This is a genomic window from Paractinoplanes abujensis (assembly GCF_014204895.1).
In the GTDB taxonomy this organism is placed as follows: domain Bacteria; phylum Actinomycetota; class Actinomycetes; order Mycobacteriales; family Micromonosporaceae; genus Actinoplanes; species Actinoplanes abujensis.
Window position 1 is genome coordinate 4,214,931 of the sequence record NZ_JACHMF010000001.1, and the last position, 19,491, is coordinate 4,234,421.

General features: G+C 72.2%; 28 protein-coding genes and 1 pseudogene. 15 read left to right on the plus strand and 14 right to left on the minus strand.

The window, feature by feature from the left end:
• Positions 1–9 precede the first annotated feature (9 nt).
• The 3 genes from BKA14_RS18770 to BKA14_RS18780 are packed head-to-tail and all read left to right on the plus strand — an operon-like array spanning position 10 to position 1,245.
• Positions 10–438: a DoxX family protein gene (locus tag BKA14_RS18770; RefSeq protein ID WP_184952226.1), complete on the plus strand. Its 429-nt coding sequence runs from the start codon at positions 10–12 to the stop codon at positions 436–438.
• Complete coding sequence (locus BKA14_RS18775; protein WP_184952227.1) at positions 422–949, plus strand: DUF1877 family protein; 528 nt, start codon at positions 422–424, stop codon at positions 947–949. The genes BKA14_RS18770 and BKA14_RS18775 overlap by 17 nt, the downstream gene beginning before the upstream one ends.
• Complete coding sequence (locus BKA14_RS18780; protein WP_184952228.1) at positions 946–1,245, plus strand: hypothetical protein; 300 nt, start codon at positions 946–948, stop codon at positions 1,243–1,245. Before BKA14_RS18775 ends, BKA14_RS18780 begins: the two co-directional genes overlap by 4 nt.
• Here the strand turns inward: BKA14_RS18780 and BKA14_RS18785 are convergent.
• A complete protein-coding gene (locus BKA14_RS18785; RefSeq protein ID WP_184952229.1) occupies positions 1,183–2,517 on the minus strand; it encodes an alpha/beta hydrolase in 1,335 nt (444 codons plus the stop codon). The genes BKA14_RS18780 and BKA14_RS18785 overlap by 63 nt on opposite strands.
• Before the next feature lie 34 nt (positions 2,518–2,551).
• Here BKA14_RS18785 and BKA14_RS18790 point away from each other — a divergent pair, with 34 nt between their 5' ends.
• Together BKA14_RS18790 and BKA14_RS18795 are read left to right on the plus strand one after the other, a co-directional pair.
• The gene (locus BKA14_RS18790) at positions 2,552–2,800 is read left to right on the plus strand and encodes a hypothetical protein (protein ID WP_184952230.1); all 249 of its coding nucleotides are present in this window, start codon (positions 2,552–2,554) and stop codon (positions 2,798–2,800) included.
• A 10-nt stretch (positions 2,801–2,810) separates the two neighbouring features.
• Positions 2,811–3,722: a tetratricopeptide repeat protein gene (locus tag BKA14_RS18795; protein ID WP_184952231.1), complete on the plus strand. Its 912-nt coding sequence runs from the start codon at positions 2,811–2,813 to the stop codon at positions 3,720–3,722.
• Here BKA14_RS18795 and BKA14_RS18800 read toward each other — a convergent pair.
• On the minus strand, positions 3,692–4,867 hold the full coding sequence (locus tag BKA14_RS18800; RefSeq protein WP_184952232.1) for an outer membrane protein assembly factor BamB family protein: 1,176 nt from the start codon (positions 4,865–4,867) through the stop codon (positions 3,692–3,694). The genes BKA14_RS18795 and BKA14_RS18800 overlap by 31 nt on opposite strands.
• A 150-nt stretch (positions 4,868–5,017) precedes the next feature.
• Between BKA14_RS18800 and BKA14_RS18805 the strand changes: the two genes are divergently transcribed.
• Entirely contained in the window at positions 5,018–5,971 is a 954-nt protein-coding gene (locus BKA14_RS18805) for a threonine ammonia-lyase (protein ID WP_239093049.1), read from the plus strand.
• Here the strand turns inward: BKA14_RS18805 and BKA14_RS18810 are convergent.
• Both BKA14_RS18810 and BKA14_RS18815 read right to left on the minus strand, forming a co-directional pair.
• Entirely contained in the window at positions 5,940–6,401 is a 462-nt protein-coding gene (locus tag BKA14_RS18810) for a DUF427 domain-containing protein (RefSeq protein ID WP_184952234.1), read from the minus strand. The two genes, BKA14_RS18805 and BKA14_RS18810, sit on opposite strands and share 32 nt — an antisense overlap.
• Complete coding sequence (locus tag BKA14_RS18815) at positions 6,401–6,634, minus strand: hypothetical protein (RefSeq protein ID WP_184952235.1); 234 nt, start codon at positions 6,632–6,634, stop codon at positions 6,401–6,403. The genes BKA14_RS18810 and BKA14_RS18815 overlap by 1 nt, the downstream gene beginning before the upstream one ends.
• 110 nt (positions 6,635–6,744) lie before the next feature.
• Between BKA14_RS18815 and BKA14_RS18820 the strand changes: the two genes are divergently transcribed.
• The 4 genes from BKA14_RS18820 to BKA14_RS18835 all read left to right on the plus strand — a co-directional run bounded on the left by BKA14_RS18820 (position 6,745) and on the right by BKA14_RS18835 (position 9,807).
• Positions 6,745–7,503: a TetR/AcrR family transcriptional regulator gene (locus tag BKA14_RS18820; protein WP_203722452.1), complete on the plus strand. Its 759-nt coding sequence runs from the start codon at positions 6,745–6,747 to the stop codon at positions 7,501–7,503.
• 9 nt (positions 7,504–7,512) lie between these two features.
• Complete coding sequence (locus tag BKA14_RS45125; protein WP_184952236.1) at positions 7,513–8,397, plus strand: HEAT repeat domain-containing protein; 885 nt, start codon at positions 7,513–7,515, stop codon at positions 8,395–8,397.
• Positions 8,398–8,477: 80 nt separating this feature from the next.
• The gene (gene pdxY / locus BKA14_RS18830) at positions 8,478–9,329 is read left to right on the plus strand and encodes a pyridoxal kinase PdxY (RefSeq protein ID WP_184952237.1); all 852 of its coding nucleotides are present in this window, start codon (positions 8,478–8,480) and stop codon (positions 9,327–9,329) included.
• A gap of 10 nt (positions 9,330–9,339) precedes the next feature.
• Positions 9,340–9,807 carry a hypothetical protein gene (locus BKA14_RS18835; RefSeq protein ID WP_184952238.1) on the plus strand — a complete coding sequence of 156 codons (468 nt, stop codon included), beginning with the start codon at positions 9,340–9,342 and terminating at the stop codon, positions 9,805–9,807.
• Here the strand turns inward: BKA14_RS18835 and BKA14_RS18840 are convergent.
• Positions 9,796–10,197, minus strand: coding sequence for a hypothetical protein (locus BKA14_RS18840; protein WP_184952239.1), 402 nt, complete (start codon positions 10,195–10,197; stop codon positions 9,796–9,798). The two genes, BKA14_RS18835 and BKA14_RS18840, sit on opposite strands and share 12 nt — an antisense overlap.
• An 80-nt stretch (positions 10,198–10,277) precedes the next feature.
• Between BKA14_RS18840 and BKA14_RS44135 the strand changes: the two genes are divergently transcribed.
• Complete coding sequence (locus tag BKA14_RS44135) at positions 10,278–10,400, plus strand: hypothetical protein (protein WP_260416530.1); 123 nt, start codon at positions 10,278–10,280, stop codon at positions 10,398–10,400.
• Between the two features lie 88 nt (positions 10,401–10,488).
• Entirely contained in the window at positions 10,489–11,172 is a 684-nt protein-coding gene (locus tag BKA14_RS18845; protein ID WP_239093046.1) for an SIMPL domain-containing protein, read from the plus strand.
• 7 nt (positions 11,173–11,179) lie between these two features.
• Here the strand turns inward: BKA14_RS18845 and BKA14_RS18850 are convergent, their stop codons facing one another.
• A complete protein-coding gene (locus BKA14_RS18850) occupies positions 11,180–11,701 on the minus strand; it encodes a hypothetical protein (protein WP_184952241.1) in 522 nt (173 codons plus the stop codon).
• A 10-nt stretch (positions 11,702–11,711) separates the two neighbouring features.
• Complete coding sequence (locus tag BKA14_RS18855) at positions 11,712–12,344, minus strand: TetR/AcrR family transcriptional regulator (protein WP_184952242.1); 633 nt, start codon at positions 12,342–12,344, stop codon at positions 11,712–11,714.
• Positions 12,345–12,406: 62 nt separating this feature from the next.
• On the opposite strand from BKA14_RS18855, the gene BKA14_RS18860 reads away from it, so the two are divergent.
• Positions 12,407–12,928, plus strand: a complete 522-nt coding sequence (locus BKA14_RS18860; RefSeq protein WP_184952243.1) for an ester cyclase — start codon at positions 12,407–12,409, stop codon at positions 12,926–12,928.
• A gap of 22 nt (positions 12,929–12,950) precedes the next feature.
• On the opposite strand, the gene BKA14_RS18865 is transcribed toward BKA14_RS18860, so the two are convergent.
• Positions 12,951–13,340: a hypothetical protein gene (locus BKA14_RS18865; RefSeq protein WP_184952244.1), complete on the minus strand. Its 390-nt coding sequence runs from the start codon at positions 13,338–13,340 to the stop codon at positions 12,951–12,953.
• A 26-nt stretch (positions 13,341–13,366) separates the two neighbouring features.
• The gene (locus BKA14_RS18870; RefSeq protein ID WP_184952245.1) at positions 13,367–13,738 is read right to left on the minus strand and encodes a protein kinase family protein; all 372 of its coding nucleotides are present in this window, start codon (positions 13,736–13,738) and stop codon (positions 13,367–13,369) included.
• Positions 13,739–13,863: 125 nt separating this feature from the next.
• On the opposite strand from BKA14_RS18870, the gene BKA14_RS44140 reads away from it, so the two are divergent.
• The gene (locus tag BKA14_RS44140) at positions 13,864–15,369 is read left to right on the plus strand and encodes a PfkB family carbohydrate kinase (protein ID WP_239093044.1); all 1,506 of its coding nucleotides are present in this window, start codon (positions 13,864–13,866) and stop codon (positions 15,367–15,369) included.
• 28 nt (positions 15,370–15,397) lie between these two features.
• Here the strand turns inward: BKA14_RS44140 and BKA14_RS18885 are convergent, their stop codons facing one another.
• The 3 genes and pseudogenes from BKA14_RS18885 to BKA14_RS18890 form a co-directional block, all read right to left on the minus strand.
• Positions 15,398–15,826, minus strand: a complete 429-nt coding sequence (locus tag BKA14_RS18885; protein WP_239093042.1) for an SMI1/KNR4 family protein — start codon at positions 15,824–15,826, stop codon at positions 15,398–15,400.
• A gap of 78 nt (positions 15,827–15,904) precedes the next feature.
• Positions 15,905–16,168, minus strand: a pseudogene (locus BKA14_RS45590) (CGNR zinc finger domain-containing protein); the annotation flags it as partial.
• A 153-nt stretch (positions 16,169–16,321) separates the two neighbouring features.
• Positions 16,322–17,104, minus strand: coding sequence for a tetratricopeptide repeat protein (locus BKA14_RS18890; RefSeq protein WP_184952247.1), 783 nt, complete (start codon positions 17,102–17,104; stop codon positions 16,322–16,324).
• 43 nt (positions 17,105–17,147) lie between these two features.
• Here BKA14_RS18890 and BKA14_RS18895 point away from each other — a divergent pair, with 43 nt between their 5' ends.
• Complete coding sequence (locus BKA14_RS18895) at positions 17,148–17,870, plus strand: hypothetical protein (protein WP_184952248.1); 723 nt, start codon at positions 17,148–17,150, stop codon at positions 17,868–17,870.
• Here the strand turns inward: BKA14_RS18895 and BKA14_RS18900 are convergent, their stop codons facing one another.
• Both BKA14_RS18900 and BKA14_RS18905 read right to left on the minus strand, forming a co-directional pair.
• Complete coding sequence (locus BKA14_RS18900) at positions 17,871–18,209, minus strand: transcriptional regulator (protein WP_184952249.1); 339 nt, start codon at positions 18,207–18,209, stop codon at positions 17,871–17,873.
• On the minus strand, positions 18,206–18,895 hold the full coding sequence (locus tag BKA14_RS18905; RefSeq protein ID WP_184952250.1) for a hypothetical protein: 690 nt from the start codon (positions 18,893–18,895) through the stop codon (positions 18,206–18,208). The genes BKA14_RS18900 and BKA14_RS18905 overlap by 4 nt, the downstream gene beginning before the upstream one ends.
• Between the last annotated feature and the right edge of the window lie 596 nt (positions 18,896–19,491).

The following is a 19,491-nucleotide window of genomic DNA, read 5'->3' on the forward strand; positions in this document are numbered from 1 at the left end:
TGGGTCTCTATGCGGAGTGCGCTCACCACCACAGGCCAGCTCCTGCTGGGTGCGCTGCTCCTGGTCACCGGCACAGCCCATCTGACCTTCGCCCGTACGGAGTTCCGCGCGCAAGTTCCGACGTGGGTCCCGCTCGACCCGGGCGTCGTCGTCATCGCCTCCGGCCTGGCCGAACTGCTGCTCGCCGTGGCCCTGCTGAGCACCTGGAAGCAGCCGTGGCGGTCCGTCGCGGGCGCGCTCACGGCGGCCTTCTTCGTCGCGATCCTGCCCGGCAACATCGCCCAGTTCACCGAGCACCGCGACGCCTTCGGCCTCGACACGGACGCGGCCCGCGCCGTCCGCCTGCTCTTCCAGCCGCTGCTCGTGCTGTGGGCCCTCGCCACGACAGATGCCATCGGCACCCTGAGAAAGCGACGTAACGATGAGCCTGCTCGGTGACCTCGTCCGGCTCTCGCCGCAGCTGCGCGAGGACATCCGATCCCACCCCGCGACCGCGTACGAACGGATGACCACGTTCGGCGATCCGGAACGACTCGAACTCGACTGGGAGTGGAAGCTGTTCGGCCCCCTGTTCACGGCGGCCGGCTTCAGCGTCAACCCGTTCCGGTCGGGCGTCTTGTTCCCCGAGGAGCCAAACGGTTTCGCCCGCGCCCTGGACCCTCCTCAGGTGGCGGAGGCATCCGCCCGGCTCGACCGGACGCCGTTCACCGCGCTCGCCCCCCACCTGCTCGGCGCGTTGGTGGAACGAGACACCGTACGGGTCGACTACGACTACGACTCACCCACGTACGGCCGGCCCCTGCCCCCGGAACGCATCGTGACACCGAGCTTCACCGATGAGGAACTCGACTCCTACCGCACCCGGCTGACCGCCAGTTACACCGACCTGACCCACTTCTATCGCGCAGCCACCCACAACGGCGAATGCACTGTCTTCTGGGCAGCATGACAGTCCTGACTTTCGTCCGCGCTCCCGACGCCGCCGCCCTGGCGCGGCGCATGACGTTCCTGCTCGACGGGCGCCCAGTGGCCAGGCTGAAGCGCGGCGAAAGCGTCCGCGTGACCGTGCCCGCCGGTCGCCACGTCGTCCAGGCCCGCATGGACTGGCTCCGCAGCAGACCCCTGGACCTGACCCTCGGCGAGGCGGAAACCCTCTCGGTGACCGGCGCCCTCACCGAGCACTCAATGACGTTCACCGGCGCTTTCCTCCGCCCGTCGACCGCCCTGGAGATCCGGGCCGCGTAGCGACCGGCGCGCGAGGAGCAGTGTCGTGTGGACCTCGAGCGGCACCTCGTCGGCGAACAGCTGGGTCAGGCCGGCCAGCACGTCGCGCCGGACCGGTGGTGGCAGCATGCGGAACTGCGACCTGGTGCGGGTCAGACCCAGGTAGTCCCGCGCCGCCACGCTGCGCCGGGAGAGGTAGTGGCGGCTGGTCCGCCCCTCGAAGCCGGCCAGTTGCGACAGCTCGTCGCCCGGCCACCGGTGCCACACCTGGTCGGCGGTGACGGCCTCGTCGTTGACGACGACCGCCGGGGCGTGCCGGGCCAGCACTTCGAGCATGGACGTCCGCAGGCCCGGCTCGGCGATCCGCTCGGTGTTCCAGAACAGCGCCAGCGTCGCGCCGTCGGCGAGCAGGTCCGCGGCCTGGGACCAGCGGGTCCCGGGCCGGGTCCAGTGCCAGGCCTCGGCGCTGAACAACAATCCGAACTTCTCGTCGGAGCGGAACCCCTCGAAGCTGTCGCGTACGACGTCGACGCCCGCCAGCGAGCTCACCCGGCGCTCGAGAACGTCGGCCATGGCGTCGTCCGGTTCCACAACGACGATCGGCATCCCGGCGGCGGCGAACGGCACGGTGGCGCGGCCGGTGCCCGCCCCGACCTCCAGCGCGCGGCGACCGCCGGGACCGGACGGGCCGTAGCTCAGCACGTCGTCGACCAGCGTCAGTGGATAGGCCGGACGCACCCGGTCGTACTCGCCGGGGACCTCACCGAACACCTGGGCCGGGTTCCGCGGGACCGGCCCGCTCAACGATCGGGCCAGCCGTTCACCGGCGGGCCACGGGCCGGATCCGCTCTTCGAGTCCAGGTGCCCGGCCGGGCCCGCGTCGACCAGCTCCGAGCCCCAATCTTCCGCGTACGCCCGGAACTGCTCGAAGGTGGCCATCGGATCGTCCCGGCTGGCCACCAGGATCGAGCGGAACGGCAAACGCCGCCGTGGCCCGTCGGCCCCGTCCGGGGCCCAGGGCGGCGTGACCAGCAGGGCCGCGCTCACCGGACCGGCGTGCGCAGCGGCCCAGGCGGCCACGATCAGGCAGCCCGCACCGTGCGCGACCAGAACCGCCGGCTCGTCGTCGGCGCTGATCGCGGCGTGCAGCGCGGCGACCCGGCCCGCCACGTCGACGGGCGGCCCGGGTGGTTCGGGCGCCCACGAGAACTCCGGGTAGCCGTCGACCCACGCGCGCGACCAGTGGTCGGCGGACGGAACTCCACGGCCGGGAACCACAAGGAACCGCGTCATACGAGCCAGGCTATCCACGCGTACCGTGCCATAGGTGGTGACGAATGCGCCGATGTTCTGGGTCGGAGGCAATCCGGGGCCGGGCAAGTCGACGATCGTGCGGCGGCTGGCCTTCGCACTCGACCTTCCGCTGCACCCGATCGACGCCTGCACCTACGACCATCTGCGCCGGCTGGGCCCGCCCCGGCCACCGCTGCAGGCGATGCCGGTCCGGGGCCCGGCCGGCGCGGCCGACGACTTCGAGCGGGCCATGTCCGCGGAGTACCGCCAGGCTGTCGGGTAGCGTGCCGCGGATGTTCCTGGCTCTCGCTCGCGTCCTGGCCCACTGCGGCGGCTCCCCCACCGCGGCCGTGGCGTATCTCGCCCGCGCGGTCGCCCAGAATCCGGCCGACCCGGAGCCGTACGCGGTCCTCGACGAGCTGCGCCGCCAGTCCCCGGCCGAGGTGGCGGCCGCCGTCGCCGAGCCGGGCAGCGCCTGGCAGTTCGTCGCCGGGTCGTATCTCGCCTTCGCCACGGGTGACATGGACGAGGCCGCGCGGTTACTGGGATCGCTGATCGGTTCCCAGCCGGCCATCGCCTGGGCCGCCGCGCCCTGGTTCAGCGACGACCGTTTCCTCACCGCGGTCACGGCGATCGGGCTGGCCGACGGTTCGACGACCATGACCGGCTACGGCACCGACCTCGACACCGACGTGGTGCGCGAGAACCTGCGTCCGTGGCTGCGAGCCGTCGACGTCGTCTGCGACCGTGACCCGGTCGCCGAGCAGATGGCGCGCATGGCGATCCTGTTGCGCTTCTGCGGTCGTACGGCGGAATCTCTGGCCTTGTGCGACCGCGCCGACGCCCTCGAACCGACGATGCTCGCGCACGTGGTCCGGGCCGGCACGTGGGGCTACCTCGGTGACACCCGGCAGCAGGCCGCCGCCCTGCGGGAGGCGTTGCGGCTGGACCCGGCCAACTGGTCGCTCTACCTGGACCTGGCCGACCTCGCCGCCCAGGACGACGACTTCCGTACGGCCGCCGGCCTCGTCACCGAGGGGCTGCGCCACGAGCCTGAGGACGTCACCCTGCGGGCCGCCGGTGCGGCGTACCGGTTCCGGGCCGACGGCTCACCGGCCGACCGGGAGCTGCTGCACGCCCTGGCGCCGGAGGTGCCGCACGAGGGTTACCGCGCTTACCTCACCGGGCTGGCGCTGGGCGCGTAGACGGTCACCGTGGACGCGGTCCGGCCGTACAGGCGGCCGTTGGCCACCATCGGCGCCTCGCGCAGACCCTTGGTGCCGGCGTCGAGGGGGATCGGCTTGCCGGTGCGGGCCTCGAACGCGGCCAGCGGCAGACTGGTGTCGCGGAAGCCGTAGACCACGCCGCCGCCGATGGCGAACTCGATGGGAGCCTCCTCACCGAACGGGGCCGACCAGATCGTGCGGCCGTCGTCGGCGCTGATGGCGAGCATGGCGCCCGCAAAGCTGTGCAAGTAGACGCGTTCGCCGTCGGTGGCGAAGCCGTACGTCGAACCGTGGCCGGGGAACGTCTTGAGCACCGCGCCGGTGGCCGAGCTGACGGTGCGGATCAGCCCGTCGGGGTCGCAGTGCATGTAGAACTTGGCGCCGTCGGGTGAGGCGCCGATCGGGGTGTAGCAGCCCGTCGCGGCCGGCCACGCGGACTTGCCGGTCACCATGTCGACCGCGGTGGTCGAGGTGTCGCCGGCCACCAGGACCTTGCCGCCGGCGGCGATGTTCTCCCCGCTGATCGATCCGGTGCGCTCCCACACCCGCACGCCGTCGCTGATCCGGTACGCCCGGACGACGTACCGGCTGACCGTCTCGTCCCACACACCGCCGGCCACGATGCCCTTGTCGACGACCGTGTTGTACATGGTCCCGGGGATCCGCTTGCGGTAGATCACCTGGCCGGTACGCACGTCATGCGCGGCCAGGAACGTCTTGCCGGAGCGGCAGTCGCGGGACTGCGCGATGAGCCGGGTCCCGTCGATCGCGGACAGGATGTAGCCGGTCTTCTTGGTGGTGGCCGGGGTCTCCCAGGCCACCGCGCCGGTCGTCGCGTCGTAGGTGCGGATCCGGTACGACGCCGCGGTCACGAGCCGGTTCGCGCCGACCAGGGGCGCGGCCGCGTAGGCGCATTTCGCGTCGGCCAGGGGAACGTTCCAGCGCGGCTTCAGCGTGCCCGCGACGGCCGGGGTCAGCCGGGTCTCGCCCGGGTTGTAATGGTCGCCGGTCGCGTGCGACTTGGCCTGACCCCAGGCGTCGGGTGCCGTCGCGGCGGCCGGCACCGGACCGGCGGCGGCGCTGATCGCGGTGGCCACGGCGACCGCCAGGCAACGACGTTTCACGGCTACTCCTCGGGACGGCACGGAAGATCACCGTACGGAGGAAGCCCGGGGATCACCGGACGCCGGGCGCGGTGCTCACCCGGTCGGGCGATAGTCGGGTTGCCCCGGGCCGGCGCGAGGGCTTGGCTGGTGGTCATGGGAAGGCTGGATGTGAATCGGATACGGGCGGCCCGCGACGTGATCGACCCGGCCTTCCTGGACTCCCCGCTCTATCGCTGCGACCCGCTGGGCGAGCGGCTCGGCTGTGCCGTGAGCATCAAACTGGAGACGGCCAATCCCGTTCGCAGCTTCAAGGGCCGCGGCACCGAACTGGTCACGAGTCGCCTGGCCGCCGCCTCGGCGGTGGTGTGCGCCAGCGCGGGCAACCTCGGGCAGGCCCTGGCCTGGTCGGGCCGCCGCCGCGGGCTCGACGTGACGGTGGTGGCACGGCGGCGGGCGCCCGCGGTCAAGCTCGACCGGATCCGGTCCTTCGGGGCCCGCCTGGAGCTGGTCGACGGCGACTTCGAGGCGGCCCGCGAACGCGCGGTGCACCTGGCCCGCGAACGCGGCATCCGGCTGGTCGAGGACAGTCTCGACGTCGAGACGTGTGAGGGTGCGGCCACCATCGGGCTCGAACTGATCGGCGCGGTGTCGGCCGGGGACGTCGTGCTCATCGCGCTGGGGGGCGGCGCGATGGCTACCGGCGTCGGTCACGTGCTGAAGTCGCTGGCGCCCGGCGTCGAGGTGATCTGCGTGCAGCCGCGGGGCGCGCCCGCGATGACGTTGTCGTGGCGCGAGCGCCGGGTCGTGACTACCGAGGCCGCCGACACTATCGCCGACGGTGTGGCGGGTCGCTTCCCGATCCCGGAGGTGCTGGACGACTTGCTGGCGGTCGCGGACGACGCTGTCCTCGTACGGGAAGACTCGATCAAGACCGGCATGCGGCTGCTGCTCGACGACGCGGGTCTGGTGGCCGAACCGTCGGCAGCGCTCGGTGTGGCGGCCGTGCTGGAAGACCGGCGGCGCTTCGCCGGGCGCCATGTCGTCACGATCGTCTGCGGCGGCAACGTCGACCCGGCCGCCTACCGGCGTTTCACCAGCCCATGGTCCCCGGGCCGCCCTTGAACGGGCCGGTGATGTCCGCGGTGATCCAGCCGCCGTAGAAGTCGCCCTCCTGCGCCCGCACCAGTTCGCCGGCCACCCGGCACTCGTCGACGCGGCTGGGATAGAAGGCCACTGCGCCAACCATTTCCCCGTACGCCGCCACGGGGCGCTCGTAGGACCAACCGGCCTGCCGGACGCGGGTCTCGCCGACGACGAGATCCCAGTAGCTCGCCATGCCCTTGAACTCGCACAACGACCGGCCGTCGCCCGGCTCCAGCACCCCCTCGGCGATGTCGTCGCGCGGGATGTAATACACCGGCGGGTGTGAGGTCTCCAGCACCCGCCAGCAGCGCTCACTGTCGGCGATGACCTTCTGCGCGTGGACGACCGTGATCCGCGCGCGGCTGCGCTCCAGGCGCGGTGGCCGCGGGTAGTCCCAGACTGACTCCATCACCCCAGCTTGCCAGCCGCGCGCCTGTTCTCCAGAACGGCGAGCACGGCGAACGCCACCCCGGCGGCCGCGACGGCGACGACATAACACCACGGGGCGGGCAGGTAATTGGCCGCCACCAGCGCATTGGGCCCCTTGTCGGTGAAGAGGCGGAACAGGATCGCGATCGGGCCCTCCCACACGCCCGCCACGAGCGTCAGCAGCATTGCCAACCGGTACCAGCCGTCGTCCACAGCGACTCCCCCGTCGAGATACGAACGTACCAACGACACCATCCGGGCCCTGCTGCGACAAGCGCTGTTCACCCGAAACGTCACGCAGAGTACGCGTCTAGGCTGATCTTGTGCGTGACGAAATCAGCTGCCCGGTCTGCCGGGGCCCGGTCCGGCCCGCGTCGCCGCGCGGCCGCCGCCCGGTCTACTGCTCGCGCGCGTGCCAGGCCCGGGCGTACCGGTCCCGCAAGAACCCGCCGATCCCCGCCCCCGCACCGCTGCTCGCCGGGCGGCGACGGCAGATCGTCGAGGCGGTCTGGCGCATCGCGGCCGAACGCGGCCTGCAGATGGCGACCGTCCGCGAGATCGCCGCCGCTGCGGGTGTGGCGCCCCGCGCGGTGCAGTACCACTTCGCGGGCAAGCACCACCTGCTGGTCACCGCGCTGCAGGAGCTGCACCGCGACAACGAGCAGCGCGGCCGCAGACGCATCGAGGCCCTGCGCGACGCGTCCGACCCCCGGGTACTGCTGCGGGCCACCCTGGAAGAACTGCTCCCCCTCGACGAGCAGCGCCGCCGCAGCTTGCGCGTGCTGACCGCCTACTACGCGTGGAGCCTGACCGACCCGGCCCTGGCCGCGGTCTTCCTGCCCGCCGAACACCCCCTGGAAGACCTGGTGGCCGCGCTGATCCGCGCGGCCGGGGCCCGCCGGACGATCGACCCCGCCCAGGAGGCCAACCTGCTCGTCGGCGGCATCAGCGGCCTCGGCCTGGACCTGCTGCACGGCCGCCGCACCCGCGCCCAGGTGCGGCGCACCCTGGACTACCACCTCGCCCGCGTGCTGGCGCCGCCCGACGAGTACGCTGCGGGGGACCGACATCGATCACCTTGAGAAGCCACCGTGGACGCCATCGCGCGCATCCGGACCAAGCTCGCCGCCCTCCCCCGTACGGAGAACGCCACCCTGGGCCCGGTGCTCAGCGAGGACCAGGTCGCCGGTTTCGAGCAGCGGCACGGCATCCGGCTCCCCGAGGAGTTCCGCCAATTCGTCACACGGGTGGGTCACGGCGGCTACGGCCCCACGTACGGGCTGCTGCCGATCACCCGCTGGGCGTCCCGGCCCGGGCAACCCGCCGGAACGAGCCCGCTCATCCCCGACGCCGAAGCGCCCGTGACGCGCGACTTCCCCGGCACGATCGCCGTGGTCCACGGCGGCTGCCTCGACTGGACCGTGCTGGTGGTCTCCGGGCCGGGGCGAGGACGGCTGGTCGAGGTCAACGCCGACGGCCTGTTCGCGCCCTACTTCCACGCCGACGCCGGCTTCCTCTCCTGGTACGAGCGCTGGCTCGACTTCGTCGGGCGCGGCGCCGGCCCCGTCGACCTGACGTGGTTCGCGCAGCAGATGGCGGGCGACGAGCACGCCCTGCTCGACACGCTGCGCAACGACGCCCGCCCCCGGCGCCGGCGGGCCGCCGCGTACTCGTTCATCACCTACCCGCAGCCGAGCGGGTCGCTCCCGGCCGCCCTGGTGCGGGCGCTGGCGGAGGAAACCGATCCGGCGGTACGCGAGACGATCGTGCGCGCCCTGGCCGCCCAGGGACCCCACGGCCGCGAACTGCTTCCGGCGGCCCTGTCCGACCCGTCGCCCGACGTCCGCTCACTCGCGGTGATCCTGATGGCCCCACGCGACCATCCGCAGATGGCCGATGTGCTCGCCGAGCACCTGCGGGCCGAGAACGACGACGCTGTCCGCGCCACCGTCCGCAGGGCCTTGCACCATGAATGACATCGACTTCCGCACGGGTGACGTGCCGGAACTGGGCGGTACCCGAGGCGTGGGTGCGGGCGGACCGGCAGAATGGGCGGGTGAAGATCCTCTCCATTCAGTCCTCGGTGGCGTACGGGTATGTCGGCAACTCGGCCGCGGCGTTCACGTTGCAGCGGCTCGGGCACGAGGTGTGGCCGGTGTTCACCGTCCACTTCTCCAACCACACCGGGTACGGCGCCTGGCGCGGGCCGCTGCTGGCGCCGACCGACGTGGCCGAGGTGATCGCGGGCATCGACGACCGTGGGGTGCTCGGTACGGCCGACGCGGTGCTGTCGGGCTATCAGGGCGACCCGGCGGTGGGGGCGGTGATCCTGGACGCCGTGGACCGGGTCAAAGCGGCCAACCCGAACGCCGTTTACTGCTGCGACCCGGTGATGGGCGACGTGGGCCGGGGGTTGTTCGTCAAGGAGGGCATCCCGCAGTACATGCGCGACGTCGTGGTGCCCCGGGCCGACATCATCACGCCCAACCACTTCGAGCTGGACTTCCTGTCCGGACGGGTGACGACCACACTCGACGAGGTGCTGGCCGCGGTCGACGTCGTACGGGAAACCGGTCCGCGGCACGTGCTGGTGACCAGCGTCGTGCACGGTGACGCTGCCGAAGGCACGGTGGACGTGGTGGCCGTCTCCGACGAAGGCGCGTGGGCGGTGACCACTCCCCTGCTGCCGATCACCCCCAACGGCGGCGGCGACATCACCGCGGCGCTCTACCTGGCCCACCTGTGGACCACGAACTCGCCGCCGACGGCCCTGGAACGGACGGTGTCGTCGATCTTCGCCGTCCTGGAGGCGACGCTCGCGGCGGGCACCCGCGAACTCGAACTGATCGCGGCCCAGGACGTGATCGCCCATCCCCCGGCCGGCCTGACCAGCCGCCGCCTGCGCTGAGGACGCCGCCGTGAGCTACGACCTGACCTTCGTCGACAAGCCCGCCGACCAGTCGTGGGAGGACCTGCTCGAAACCCTGGGCGAGGACGACGAGCCCGGTGAGCGGCCCGGCGAGCGTACGTGGAACGCGGTTCTGACCGATGCGCGCCGGATCCTGGGCGAGGTCACCGACACCAGTGGCGGCTCGCACTACGAGCTCAACCATGAGCCCACCGGCATCCAGCTGAGCCTGTACGCGGGCGAGGCCGGCATCACCGTGCCGTACTGGTACAAGGGCGCCGACGCCGTACGGGTCGTGCAGGCGATCTACGCCCTCGGGCACATCGTCGAGCAGCACACCGGCCTCTCCGGCTACGACGCGCAGGTCGAACTGCCCCTCGCCGAGGCCGCGGCCCGGCCCGGCCTGGCCGCAGCGGTCTTCGACGACGTGGCCGCCGACTTCGCCCGCCGCGGTTATTCGAGCCCGTCATCCTCCTGAGCGGGGACCGGTCAGGCCAAGAACCTCACAACTCCAGCCGAACGCGGGCGTCGTGTGCCAGTCCGGGCGACGACCGGCCCGGGCCAGCCGGCGTCCCTCGGCAAAGGACTCCTGGTGGGCCGCGCTGATGGACAGGTAGCGGCCGATCAACGCTTCGGCCGGGCCGGGCTGGTCCTGACTGACGAGGTATTCCAGCAGGTCCTGGGCGAAGGCCCAGGGCCGTAGCAAGCCGTCGGAAACCGCCTCCGGCAGAGCCCGCGGGTCGCGGGTCGCGGCCAGCCACGGCACGGCGGCAGTGGCGAGGTCAGCGACCAGCGTCCCGGCGTCCGCGATGCGGTGGGCCGGCGTCCACTCGGCTCCGAGCGGCTTCGTCTTCGGTGTCCACAGCAAACTCCGCAGGCGTAGGTCCTGATCGATACAGCGGCACTCTACAAATCGCGTCCCGCTGCGACCGGGCTCGGTCAGCGTCGGTGGGTACCGAGCTGCGCGACCGGGTGCGGGCCGACCCGGCCCAGGCCCGCGCTTGTCTGCTCGCCGGGGTGCCCGAGCAGCGTCGCCGGCGCGGGCTCCCGGAGACCGACGACGCTCGATGAGCTCGGCGGTGGGCGCTCGCCCCCGAATCGGACGTTATACCGTGGCACTATGCAAAAGGGTATTAATCGGGCGCTTGCGGCGTCCATCATGGCTGTGTCGCTGCTTCTGGGGAGCAGCCCGGCGGTTGCCTCGGCCGACGTTGCGCAGCGGGAAAGCGTGCAGGTGACCGGCAGGGGAACCGTGTCCGGCGAGCCCGACACGCTCGAGGCCACGTTCGGCGTGGAGACCAGCGCGACCACCGTGGCCGCGGCCTTGAAGCAGGCCACCACGGCGGCCACCCGCATGCGGGACACGCTCGTGCGCGGCGGGGTGACCAAGGCCGACCTGCAGACTTCCCACGTGAACGTCACGTCGATGCGCAAGGACGACGGCCCGATCACCGGTTACACGGTGCGCCAGGGGCTGACCGCGAAGATCCGCAACCTGTCGCGGGGCGGCGCGCTGATGTCGGCGGCCGTGACCGCGGGCGGTGACGCGGCCCGGCTCGACGGGGTGTCGTTCTCCATCGCGGACGACACCGCGCTGCTGGCCCAGGCCCGCAAAAAGGCGTTCGCCGACGCCCGGGGCAAGGCCGAGCTCTACGCCCGGGAGGCGGGCCGCCCGCTGGGCCGAGTCGTGCGGGTGAGCGAGGGCGCCACCAATGTCTGGCCGCAGGGTGGGCAGGACCGGTTCGCCGCGGCCGACGCGTCGGTGCCGATCGAACCCGGCCGTCAGCAGCTGTCGGTGACGGTCACCGTGGAATGGGCTCTCGACCCGCCGAAGGCGCCCTGAGCCCCGCTCAGGCCTGCGGCGGCTCCATGCTCGACCGGTCGACCGGGGCCGGCGGGATCAGCTCACCCGCCGCGTACGCGGTCAGCCGCCGCAGGATCTCGGGGCCGTCGTAGGCCGGGAACCGGATGAGCAGCAGGCGCAACGCGAACCGGGACTCACGCAACGAGTCGAACATCGCGGCGTCCATCGGGCGCGCGTTCACGTGCCAGGAATCGGGCGCCGCCCAATGTGTCATCCGCAGGTAGAACGCGTCGCGGGGCCCGGCCTGGGCCAGCGCGGTGAGGAACGCGAGCCCGTCATCGACGGGAAAGTCGATGTAGGCCCACCCCCGCTGGGCCGCGACCACCGAGGCCATGTGCGGCAGCTTCTCGGGCCAGCCGGCGTTGCTCTCGCCCGCATTCTGGCAGCAGGTCCACGTCGTCCAGCCGAGACGCCAGATCGCCTCGATGATCGGCGCCAGCTCCTCGTCGATGTCGGCGCTCAGCTCGCCGACCCGGACCCGCCGCACCGGATGCAGATTGTCGCTCACGGCCGCGATCCTAGGTGAGGGCGTCGATGAACGACTGAGCCAGCCACCGCTCGTACTGGTCGAGGGTCCAGCCGCGGTCACCGACGAGCAGTTCGTAGACCTCGGGCGCGATCAGCGTCCACACGATGTCGGCGCCCTGGGCGGGGTCGACGCCGGCGCGCAGGCCACCGATGGCCGCGAGGTGACGCACGACCCCGCTCGCCCCGACCATGCGCTCACGGTTGATGGTCTCGCGGAACTGCGCCAGGTCGGGGTCGCCCCCACGGGCGGCCGCCAGCAGTTTGGCCAGCAGCGGCCCGGTCCGTCCGCTGATCAGGCGGGCCGCGTGCGCATAGGCGGTGAGGACGCCCTGCGGGCTGGTCGCCGCGTGGACGGCCCGGATCTCGGGGCGGTCGATCATCGGGACGTCCTCGTCGTCGCCGGCCAGCGTGACGTCGTACACGTCCTTGACGAGGGCCGCCTTGGTGCCGAACGTCTTGTAGACCGTCTCGGCCGAGACCCCGGCGCCGGTTGCCACGTCGCGCATGGTGACGGCGGCCGGGCCCCGCTCGACCAGCAGGGCGCGGGCGGCGTCGAGGACGCGGCGGCGGGTCAGGCGCGCCTGCTCGGCCCGGCGGGTGTTGTCGTATGGGCGACGCGTCATTGATTACCGTTCACTGGTATCGAATACTTCTCCACTGTATCCGATTGTTCCGTGGAGGCATCATGCGCACCCTGGAAACCGACGTCTGCATCCGCTCCATGACGATCATGGCGGCGGGCGACCTCGACGACCTGACCCCGATCGTCCATCCGCAAGCCACCAACCGTGAGGGCAAAGCGGAGCCGCCGGCCTGCCGTGGTCAGGGGCCGGCCGCGTTCGCGGCGACCGCCCGCTGGCTGCGGGCCGGGTTCGCCGACCTGCGCTTCGACGTCCACGACACGGTGGCCGAGGGCGACCTGATCGCGGTGCACTGCACCATGTCGGGCCGCCAGGTCGGCGACTTCGTGTCCTACGACGAGCGCGGGGAGGTGGCCCAGGTGATGCCGCCGACCGGGCGCACGTTCGCGATCACCCAGACCCACTGGTTCCGGATGAGGGACGGGCAGGTCTTCGAGCACTGGGCCAACCGCGACGACTTCGGCATGGCCACGCAGCTGGGCTGGGTCCCGCCCACGCCGGCGTTCCTGTGGCGGATGGCCCGGGCCAAGCGCCGGGCCGTCCGCGCCTCTCAGGTGAAGATGTAGCTTGTCGTCCCCCGGATGCGCGCTACGCGTCGCGGAACCAGCCGATCGCGGGCGCCTCCCGGTAAGCGTCCTCCTGCTCGGCGGGCCATCGGTCGCGCACGGCGTTCACCGCCTCGGCCCCGGTGCCGGCCTCGGGACACGCCGGCGAGTGGAGGCAACCCGGCAGACCGGCCGCCGCGAAGCTGCGATGCGCCTCCCACTCGTCGGCCAGCTGCTCGTCGGTCAGGCGATGCAGAACGAAAACGCGCGGGTCGAGATCCCAGTGCCCGCCAGGCTCGTCGCCGGTCACCATGACATACCAGTACTCGCGCCCGTCGTGCACCGCGATCCCGGTCAGCGGGCCGTCGTACCAGCCGGAGAACCACAGCTTCCGTACGCCGGTCAGCTCGGGCAGACCCGCCAGGCGCGACATGTCATGCACACCGCCGACCGTCCTGCCTACCGCGACCAGCAGTCGAAGCTCAGGGCGGCCCGGGTGCGCGCGGCCAGGTGACGGTCGTCGGCCGTCAGCAGGTCCTCGATGATCGGGCGCAGCGGGCCGGGGCGACCCCCGGTGGCCGCGAACAGCGTGGCCCCGAGCGCGGCCAGATCGCAGGCGACGGCGCCGGGGGCCGGGTGCAGCAGCGCCACCCGGCCGTCGTCGTGCAGGTAGACCGAGCCGGGGTGCAGGTTGCCGTGGCCGGTGCGCTCGAGGAGGTCGAGCAGTTGCAGGCCGAGGGCCCGTACGCCGGCGACCGGCAGCGGGCCGTCCTCGCGCAGAACGTCAGCCAGTGTGCGGCCGACCGCCGGGGCGTACGAAACAACTGTCATGTCGAAGACGATCCTCCGCGGCCGGCCCGCTGTCGTCAGGGCAAGCCCCCAACCGCACTACCGGCTAGCTTCCATTCCCCGGCTCACAACCGTCCGGTCCGGCGCCGGGAGATTATCGTGAGCCGATGCGGCTGCACCCGGGCGAGATCGAGGCCACCGGCCGGCGCGCGACCACGCTGGACGAGGTCGTCCGCCGCCTGTTCGACGCGTCGCCCGGCGTGAGCGCCCGGCCGCGGATCATCGCGATCGACGGCCGCGGCGGCGCGGGCAAGACAACCCTCGCGGAAAGACTCCGTACGGCGGTGCCGGGCTCGGCGATCGTGCACACCGACGACGTCGCGTGGAACCTGGCCTACTTCGACTGGGGCGCCACCCTGGCCGAGCACGTGCTGGCACCCCTGCACCGCGGCCGAGCGGTCGACTTCCGGCCGGCGGCCTGGGCCGCGCACGACCGTTCCGGCTCGATCCGCGTGCCGGCCGGGGCGCCGGTCGTGTGGGTCGAGGGCACCGGCGTCCTCCGTTCGGAACTCGCGCCCTGGCTCGACGCCTCGATCTACGTGCAGGGCGACCTCGACGAGCAGGAACGGCTGCTGGCCGCGCGCGACGGCGACTCCCCCGAGCAGCGCGAACACATCGCGAAGTGGCTGGCCGAGGAGCTGCCGTTCCTGCTGCGCGAACAGCCCTGGGCCCGGGCCACCCTGATCGTCGCCGGTCCGGCCCCCGAACTCCTGGTCGCCGAGCCGGTGCCCGCGCGCGCCGGTGTGCTGGTGCTCGGCGGCGCGGGCGTGGACCACGTCGTACGGGTGCCGCAGTTGCCCCTGCCGCCGGCCGACTCCACCCACTCCACAGTGCACACCCGGGCCGGGCAGACCGGCGATTTCGTCGCGCTCGGCCTGCACGCGCTCGGCCTGCCCACCACCCACCTCGACGTGCTCGGCGACGACCCCGAAGGCGCCCTGGTGCGCGACCTGCACGAGCGGCAGGGCGTGCCGTTCCACACCATCGGCACCCCGCGGGGCACCAAACGGTCGGTCAACCTGGTCGACCCGCGGGGCCGCCGGCAATCCCTGTACGACTCCAGCCGCGGCGCGGGCGGCGTCACGTTCCCGCCCGACCTGCTGGCCACGCTCGCGGGCACCGCCCGGCACGCCCACGTCTGCGTCACCGAGCCGTGCGCCGAGGCCATCCCCGCACTGGTCGCGGCCGGGCTGACCATCTCCACCGACCTGCACGACTGGGACGGCGCCGACGACCACCACCGCCGCTTCGCCGAGCAGGCCGACATCGTGTTCCTGTCCACGGTCAACCTGCCCGACCATGAGTCCGCGATGCGCTCGATCGGTGGCCGGGCCGTGGTCGTGGCCACCGCGGGCGACCGGGGCGGCTACGTGCTCGACCCCGCCGACGGGCAGATCTCCCCGTACGGGCCGGCGACGCCCCCGGCCGAGGTCCGCGACACCAACGGCGCCGGCGACGCCTTCGTGGCGGGCTTCCTGTACGGCCACCTCACCGGCGAACCCCTCGCCCGCTGCCTCCGCCTGGGCGCCATCGCCGGCGCCCACGCCTGCACGGTGCCCGCCACCGAGGTCGGCCCGATCGACGTCGAGACGCTGACCAGCCGCCTCCGGTGATACGCGCGCTTGACGGCGGCCGGCCGGTCTAGGGCCGCAGCATGCCCAGGAAGCCGGCGAAGTCCGGGGCCAGCGGCACAACACCCCAGTCCACGCTCCAGAAGACGACCGACGGGTGCTTGTCGTCCGCGCGGTAGTCGAAGCAGAAGAAGTCGCCGCCCACGTCGGCGGCGAACGGGATGATGCCCTCGTCCAGCACGTCGAGCAGGGGAAAGACGGCAGCGACGATGTTGCTGACGAACGGCGCGTCCGCGAAATGCAGCAGATGATCGACGGCGGTGCCGAAGCCGTTGGGCAGGTCGATCCCGGCCGGGACCGGAGCGGCACCCTGGTGGACCTGAGCGACGGCGAGAAACTCGGGCGGCAGAACGACTTCCAGTTCTTCCTGCGCCTCCCGCACCGCCGTGTCCGACGCCGGCCGCGGGTCGTCGATCGCCCCGTCCACCCAGTTCACCATGGTTCCGTTCCTTCGTTTCTCGTCCCGCCGCGGTGCCCGAACTCTCCAACGATTCGATGTCGCCCGGCGCCGCCGCGCTTGCCGCTGCATCTTCGCGTCGAGGCTGCAGCCGTCGGTGCACCAGCGCCGGCTGTGATTCGTGCTCGAGTCCAGGAACAGCCCGATACATCCGACCTCGGCGGCGCACACCTTCAGCGCAGTTCGATGGCCGTCGCGAGCGCCTTCCGGGCCGCGGCCGGCGATGGGGACACCTCGAGCCCGGCGCCGGCCGGCAACCCGGCGTGGTGCGCCCAGAGCACTAGGCCTGACCCCCATCGTCACCGGCGCCACGACCCGGCCCATGAACTCAGCACTGCCGGACAGTCCCGTGCTCGCACCCCGGCCGCCGGGTCCCGTCCGGCGGCACCTCGCATGGACCTTGCATCGGGTCGCCGACCGCCTCGCCGGCCCCGGCGAGCCCTCAGCCCGCCTTCACCACCGGTGGGTGTGAGCGAGTCACATCGGATCGCTCTCCCCCTCGACCGAGTAGATCTCGAGAAGGGGGATCGCCGCGATGGCGGGCTCGTGGCCGGCTTCGGCGGCCCTCGTCCACCACATCAGGGCCTCGTTGCGGTCGCCGCGCTGGACCGCCTCGTAGCCGAGGGCGTAGCAGGCGGCCGGATGGTCGTGGGCTGCGGCTTGACGTAAGTAGCGCAGCGCCATGCGGGAGCCGGGGTCCTGCATCATGGCCACCGCGTACATGGCCTCGACCGAACCCAGGTCCGCGGCGTGTTGCCAGACCTCGGTGATGCGCCAGGCCGGCATCCAGAAGTGCTCGTCGGACCGGGCCTTCTCCTGCTGGTCGAGGGTCCAGTAAACGCAGCCCAGGGCGTAAAGGGCGTGCACGTCACCGGTCTCGCTGACCAGGCGGTAGTGGGCGGCGGCCCGATGCAGGTCACCATGGTGGGCCGGCAGCACGGTGCCGTCGAGCACGGGTTCCGGTGGAAGCAGCGGACCGGGCCGCGACGTGACGGCGATCCAGTGGTCGACGGCCTGAGGCGATGCCCGTACGGCTCGGATCAAAGCCTCGACCACAATGAGCTTGACGCCGGGCAAGGCCTCGGCCAGCCACGCCTCGTCGATGCCCGCCCGCTCGTCGGACAGCTGCGCCGTGAACTGCAGCAGACTGTGCAGTTCGGCCTGCCTGCGCTCGTCGCCCAGCCGGCTCAGGACCAGCTCGGCCGCCCGCCGGCGTTGGGCGTCGTCACGGAAGCCGCGGTGCAGGTCGGTCAGGGCCACCCAGTGACGGTAAAGGCTTGCGGGCGTGGCGCACACTCCGGGCATGTTCTGGAAGCGGCGGCCGGAGTGCCCGGTACGGCCGGTCGAACAGGAATGGATCGACCGGTCGATGGACTGGTTCGTGACCGAGTTCGGCCCGCATCGCCTGCGCGCCGAGGTCATCTTGCCCACCGACGACTACTTCCCGGGTGAGTACAGCGGCTCCCGGCAGGACGTACAGGCGGTCCTGAAGAAACTCTGCGCCCACATGGGGCTCGACCCGGCCCGCATCGTGCTGGAACACGACGAGGCCGACGACAACCCGGACCTGTCGGCCCACGTCCCGATCAACACAGCGGGCTCGGGCGCGGCCGGGCATCACCGCGTGCGCAACGGCAAATCGATCATCGGGATCCGCGACGACCAGGCGGCCCGGCCCATGGCGTTGGTGGCCACCATCGCGCACGAGCTGGGCCACGTGCTGCTGCAGCGTGAAGCCGGGCGGGACGATCACGAACCGTTGACCGACCTGCTGACCATCTTCTTCGGTTACGGCATCTTCAGCGCCAACTCCGCGTTCGACTTCTCGCGCCAGGTTCGCGGCGACTACAGCTACACCCAGACGAGCCGGCTCGGCTACCTGACCGAACCCATGTACGGCTACGGCCTGGCCCGCTACGCCTGGTTGCGCGGCGAGCCCGACCCGCCCTGGGCGCGCTACCTCGACACCAATCCCCGTACGTTCCTCAAGCGCGGCCTGCGCTACCTGACCGCGGCGAACGACTGATCAGGCCTCGCTGGTCTCGACCCGGGCGATCAGCTGCTTGAGGCGGCCGATCTCCGCGGCCAGGGCGGCCCGTCCGGCGGCGGTCAAACTGATCCAGGTGCGGCCGCGACGACCCTCGTAGCCCTTCTCGACCTCGACCAGGCCGGCCTCCTCGAGCACGCTCAGATGCTTGGAGAGGTTGCCCGCGGTCAGCTCCAGGTTGGACTTCAGATAGCCGAACTCGACCCGGCGCGCCTCATGCGTGACCGTCAGAATTCCCAGCCGTACGCGCTGGTGCACCACCTCGTCGAGGCCGGTCACCGGGTGCGCGGCGTCCTCGGCGCCGGTCACGGCCGTCACCGCTGACGCCGGGCCGCGACCCGGAAACCGAGCGCGCCCAGCAGCAGGACCACCCCGGCGATCACCTGCGGCACGGCCATGCCGGCCCGCAGCCCCCAGTCGAACAGGGCGAGCCCGTCGTTCATCGGCAGCACGAACACCACCAGGGCCAGATAGGCCAGGGTGAACCCGAGCAGCGCCACGTTGCGTTCGAGCCAGGCCAGCACGAGCAGCACGATACCGATCGTGCCCCACGGCATGACGAGCCGGTCGAGCACGAAACCCCAGTACGGCAGCGGGTCGGGGAACGGGCTGCGGTCGAGATACATCTGCACGGCGATCCACCCGGCCGGGAACACGACGGCCGTGGCCGCGCCGGTGATCGCGTACGGAAGGACGCGGGCGCCCACGCCGCGCTCCCGGGCCGCCCGTAGGTAGATGTAGGCGATGGCCGCGTACATCAGCACCATGGCCGCGGGCCAGAAGTAGAGCATGCCCCGGCGCGCGAACTGGCAGCTGCCGTCAGGGGTGCAGCTGACCCACATGCCGAACCAGTCGAACGGGATGGCGGCCAGGACGGCCACGGCCAGCACCAGCAGGGCGGCCCAGGTCATGCGCTGATCAAGCCGTACGCGGTGGGAAAGCGCACGCATCTCGGAAAGCAGCCGGCGCGGATCCCCAGCAGCCGGAAGCGGGTTAGCGGTCATGCCAATAGGTTTCCACAACAAACCAATTTGCGCCAGGGTCATCCGAAGCCAACCCGTCGCGCGAGTTGGTCGCCGCGGGCCGGCGTGTCGCCGCGGCCTACGCGGCGCGGCGGCGGGCTTGGCGGGATAGCGCGGCGGCGGGACGGCGCGACGGCGGCTCGGCGCGGCGGCTCGGCTCGGCGCTGAGCAGGCGTGGCGCCGGACCGGCGCGGCGGGGCGGGCGCCGCGGATCGGGCGTGTCGTGGTGGCGGGCGCAACCGGAGGCGGGCGCCGCAGGCTCGAGGCGAGCGCGGTGCGGAGGCGGGGCAGACGCGCGGGGGCAGGCTCGGCGGGGCCAAGCGGGCGCAGCGCGGGTCGGCGCGCCGGAGATGAGGGCGGCGGGGCGGGCGTGTCGCCGTGGCGGACGCGGCGCGAGGCGGGCTAATCGGTGCCAGGCGGGCGTAGCGGTGCGAGGCGACGCCAGTCGGCGTGGCGGCGTGGCGGTTCGAGGCCGCGCGGCGTGGCGGTTCGAGGCCGCGCGGCGTGGCGGTTCGAGGCCGCGCGGCGTGGCGGTTCGAGGCCGCGCGGCGTGGCGGTTCGAGGCGGCGCGGCGGCGT

What these genes read in the sequence shown, in the direction of transcription:
- BKA14_RS18905 (WP_184952250.1), bottom strand. Translation starts at nt 18,895, where the DNA reads ATGACCGCTAACCCGCTTCCGGCTGCTGGGGATCCGCGCCGGCTGCTT.
- BKA14_RS18810 (WP_184952234.1), bottom strand. Translation starts at nt 6,401, where the DNA reads ATGGAGTCAGTCTGGGACTACCCGCGGCCACCGCGCCTGGAGCGCAGC.
- BKA14_RS18780 (WP_184952228.1), top strand. Translation starts at nt 946, where the DNA reads ATGACAGTCCTGACTTTCGTCCGCGCTCCCGACGCCGCCGCCCTGGCG.
- BKA14_RS18855 (WP_184952242.1), bottom strand. Translation starts at nt 12,344, where the DNA reads ATGACGCGTCGCCCATACGACAACACCCGCCGGGCCGAGCAGGCGCGC.
- BKA14_RS18770 (WP_184952226.1), top strand. Translation starts at nt 10, where the DNA reads ATGCGGAGTGCGCTCACCACCACAGGCCAGCTCCTGCTGGGTGCGCTG.
- BKA14_RS18795 (WP_184952231.1), top strand. Translation starts at nt 2,811, where the DNA reads ATGTTCCTGGCTCTCGCTCGCGTCCTGGCCCACTGCGGCGGCTCCCCC.
- BKA14_RS18845 (WP_239093046.1), top strand. Translation starts at nt 10,489, where the DNA reads ATGGCTGTGTCGCTGCTTCTGGGGAGCAGCCCGGCGGTTGCCTCGGCC.
- BKA14_RS18885 (WP_239093042.1), bottom strand. Translation starts at nt 15,826, where the DNA reads ATGGTGAACTGGGTGGACGGGGCGATCGACGACCCGCGGCCGGCGTCG.
- BKA14_RS18860 (WP_184952243.1), top strand. Translation starts at nt 12,407, where the DNA reads ATGCGCACCCTGGAAACCGACGTCTGCATCCGCTCCATGACGATCATG.
- BKA14_RS18870 (WP_184952245.1), bottom strand. Translation starts at nt 13,738, where the DNA reads ATGACAGTTGTTTCGTACGCCCCGGCGGTCGGCCGCACACTGGCTGAC.
- BKA14_RS44140 (WP_239093044.1), top strand. Translation starts at nt 13,864, where the DNA reads ATGCGGCTGCACCCGGGCGAGATCGAGGCCACCGGCCGGCGCGCGACC.
- BKA14_RS18865 (WP_184952244.1), bottom strand. Translation starts at nt 13,340, where the DNA reads ATGTCGCGCCTGGCGGGTCTGCCCGAGCTGACCGGCGTACGGAAGCTG.
- BKA14_RS18785 (WP_184952229.1), bottom strand. Translation starts at nt 2,517, where the DNA reads ATGACGCGGTTCCTTGTGGTTCCCGGCCGTGGAGTTCCGTCCGCCGAC.
- BKA14_RS18895 (WP_184952248.1), top strand. Translation starts at nt 17,148, where the DNA reads ATGTTCTGGAAGCGGCGGCCGGAGTGCCCGGTACGGCCGGTCGAACAG.
- BKA14_RS18775 (WP_184952227.1), top strand. Translation starts at nt 422, where the DNA reads ATGAGCCTGCTCGGTGACCTCGTCCGGCTCTCGCCGCAGCTGCGCGAG.